This is a genomic window from Flavobacterium sp., assembly GCF_029242675.1.
GTDB lineage: Bacteria > Bacteroidota > Bacteroidia > Flavobacteriales > Flavobacteriaceae > Flavobacterium.
Window position 1 is genome coordinate 1 of sequence record NZ_JAQWTM010000370.1, and the last position, 3984, is coordinate 3984.

Annotated in this window: 3 protein-coding genes; all 3 read left to right on the forward strand. The window is 30.9% G+C overall.

All coding sequences use genetic code 11. The features are described from left to right. Positions 1-663: esterase-like activity of phytase family protein (locus tag P8M54_RS13645; protein ID WP_300288501.1), on the forward strand; the 663-nt coding region annotated here is incomplete at its 5' end. Between the two features lie 356 nt (positions 664-1019). Next, complete coding sequence (locus P8M54_RS13650; protein WP_300288502.1) at positions 1020-2927, forward strand: N-6 DNA methylase; 1908 nt, start codon at positions 1020-1022, stop codon at positions 2925-2927. A gap of 4 nt (positions 2928-2931) precedes the next feature. Further along, positions 2932-3984, forward strand: a 1053-nt coding sequence (locus tag P8M54_RS13655) for a restriction endonuclease subunit S (RefSeq protein ID WP_300288503.1), incomplete at its 3' end; no start/stop codon positions are given.

Here is a 3984-nt window from a genome sequence, read left to right on the forward strand (position 1 = left end):
CCATCTTTGCAAACGGCATCGCTTACCGGAAAATTTGTCAATGAATTCCACTTACCCGCAAACCTCAACATGCAAAAAGAGGAAAAAGGGCCGCGCAGCAATGGCGTTCTAGAGGGAATCACTTATAATAGCGATTTTAGTAAAGTGTACACCAACGTTGAGGAACCTCTTTATGAAGACGACAACCAAGCGACTACTGCTAAGGGTGGAATGGTTCGAATATTTGAATTTGACAGTAAAACCAGAAACAACACCGCACAATACGGCTATTTACTAGACCCCATTGCAATCAAACCCAATCCAAGTACTGGTTTTGCAGTAAACGGAATTTCGTCGATTCAATATTATGGCGAAAACAAATTGTTGGTGGTAGAGCGATCGTACTCTGTAGGAAAACAAGCTTGCACGATTAAAGTTTATCTATGCGATTTTACTGCCGCTACAAATGTGAAAGACATTGCATCGTTACAAAATGAAGGCGTTACATTAGCCACTAAAAAACTAGTTTTAAACATGGATGATCTCCGGATCTTTACTGATAATATCGAAGGAATAACCTTTGGACCCAAATTAGCTAATGGCAAGCAGTCTATAATTTTCGTCTCAGACAACAACTTCTCCGACAAACAGAAAACTCAAATTTTACTTTTCGAAATAGAGTAATTTATAAGCCTTTATTATGACTAGATCCGCAGCAGTTTGTTGCGGATTTTTTTTGCCTTTTTTCAAGTGGTTTTTTGTGTTACTTCTTTTAGCGAACAAATCGCCTTTCAAAATTTTAAACAAAAAATAATTCTGTTTTATAGGATTTATATTTCGAATTAATATACTTTTATGATTATTAATACTACAGGATAAAACTTCGTCAATACAGTCAATAGTTCGTGAGTTTGCGAAGGTTTGTTTCGTGTGTATGATAGTTGTGCGTCATTGTAGCGAACCGCATGACCGACAGACAAACCGACAAATAACAAAAATAAAAATCATAAATTTGCGACATTAACGAATTGACAAAATAAATGGCGAAGAAAGAAATATTGACAGATTTGTGGGTTTACGAATTGCTGAAAGAAGCAAATGTTGACTTACATCCACAAGGAAGCAACATAAAAGACATTGACAACGCTTTAAAATCAGCATCAAAAGCTGGAACAGGAAAAGTTGGTTTTCCTGAATATAGTGGAATTGTTAAAGACTTCGTTTTGATTATTGAAAACAAAGCAGACGTTTCACTTCACATAAAACGAAACGAAAAAGAATTAATTTGTAGCGAAGTATCAAGTGTAAAAAATTATGCTGTTAACGGAGCATTGTTTTACGGTAAACATTTAGCAAAAAATACAAACTACAAGAAGTTCATTGTTTTTGGAGTTTCAGGCAACGAAAAGCGACACAAAATAACACCAATTTTTATTGACGAAAGAGGCGGATATAAAGAACTTGAAGACGTTGAAACATTTACACTTTTCAACGAAAAAAATATTGACGAGTACTACACAAAGAATATTTTAAAAGAACAAACACCCGAAGACAAAACAACAGAAGAAATCTTAAAAGATGCAAAAAATCTTCACGAAGATTTAAGAAACTATGGCAGTATTCAAGACAAAGACAAACCGTTAATCGTTTCTGGAATTTTGTTGGCTTTGCGTGAAATGGAACATAAAGGTTTCAGTATTGACAGTTTAATTGGTGATGAAACAAACACAGATGGCGAAAAAATCTATGAAGCAATAGAAAAGAACTTGCGAAGAGCAAACGTTTCGCCACAAGTAAAAAAAGATAAATTATTAAGTCAGTTTTTAGTCATAAAAGACACAAAAGCAATCAATGAAATTAATGAATTTTTAAAGAAAACACCTTTAAAACATTTTACAGAGTTTCTTTATGAAAACATTTATAAAAATATAAAATACATTCATTCTGCGGAAGATTATTTAGGTAGGTTTTATGGAGAATTTATGTCTTATTCTGGTGGTGACGGACAATCATTAGGAATTGTATTAACCCCAAAACACGTTACAGAATTGTTTTGTGAATTAGTAGAATTAAAACCTTCTGACTCAATTTTAGACCCTTGTTGTGGAACAGCAGGATTTTTAATTGCGGCAATGCACGATATGTTGCAAAAAACTGAAAATCCAGAAGTACAAAGAAATATCAGAAAAAACCAATTACACGGTTTAGAATTACAACCTTATATGTTTACCATTGCAACAACAAATATGATTTTGCGTGGAGATGGAAAAAGTAATCTTGAACAAGAAGATTTTTTAAAATATAATCCTTCACAATTACAAGAAAAAGGTTGCACTATTGGAATGATGAATCCACCATATTCAATGGGAAGTAAAAACAATCCAAGCTTGTATGAAATCAACTTTACAGAACATTTACTAAATTCTGTTGTGAAAGAAGCAAAGGTTGTTGTTATAGTTCCACAATCATCAATGACTGGAAAAACCAAAGAAGAACAAGCAATAAAAGAAAATATCTTAAAATATCATACGTTGGAAGGCGTAATCACGCTTAATAAAAACTCTTTTTATGGTGTTGGAACAAACCCTTGTATTGCTATTTTTACGGGTGGAATTCCACATTATAAAGACAAAGTCGTGAAATTTATAAATTTTGAAAATGACGGTTTTGAAGTTCAAAAACATCGAGGTTTAGTAGAAACAGTAAATGCAATAGATAAAAAACAACATTTATTAGATGTTTGGTTTGGTCGTTTAGAAGCAGAAACTAAATTTTGTGTTGAATCTACAATTGAGGCAACAGATGAATGGCTCCATTCATTTTATTATTTTAATGATGATATACCTATTGCAGAAGAGTTTGAAAAAAGCATTTCTGACTATCTAACATTTGAATTTAATATGATAATGCAAGACAAAGAATATTTATTTAACAATCAAAAAAGTTAAAAAAATGGATTTAAATAATATTCAATGGAATGAATTTGAAGTTGGAAATTTGTTTAACATATATACAGGTGGTGATTTGATAATTTCAAGAATTACAAAAGGTAATATTCCAATTATAAGTCATTCCGTATTTAATAATGGTATAGCTGATTGGTCTAGCGAAATTAAAGGACAAAAAATATTTGACTGTAATAAAACAATTAGTTTGGCAGACAGAGGTAATTTTTATGCTTACACTCAAAAAGTAGATTTTTACATTGGTACACGTGTAAAAGCGTTAGAAGCAAAATTTGAAAATTGTAATGCAAATATTTTGCAATTTATTTGCCCTTTAATTAATAAACAATCCGTGAAATTTTCATACGGTAACAATGCAACTGGTGGAATTGAAAAACTAAAAATACTTATCCCAACTGATAAAAAAGGAATTCCTAATTTCTCATTTATGGAAAACTACATAAACGACAAAGAGACAGAGAAATTAAACAAATTTGAAATTTATATTTCCAATAGAATTATTCAATTAAAAAACTTTAAAGAAGTTATACCACTTAATAAAAAAAATTGGGGAGAATTCTATTTAAAAGATGTTTTTACAAAAATTCAAAGAGGAAAGCGTTTAAAAAAAGACGACCATATTTTGGGAAATATGCCTTATATATCATCCTCTGCTTTGAATAATGGAATTGACGGTTTTGTTGATAATCAGGAAAAAGTTAGAATTTTTAAAAACTGTATAACTATTGCTAATAGTGGAAGTGTTGGTGCAACTTTTTATCAGTCTTTTTCATTTGTTGCAAGTGACCACATTACTAAACTTGAAAATGAAAACTTTAGTGAATTTACTTATAAGTTCATTTCAAGTATAACAAGAAGGTTAAGTGAAAAATATAGTTTTAACAGAGAAATAAATGATAAAAGAATACAAAGAGAAAAAATTATGCTTCCTATAGACAAAAACGGACAACCCGACTATGATTATATGGAAAATTATATAAAGAAAATGGAATACGAAAAACTGACAAAATACATCGAAAGAAAAACAAGCAAAGATAAA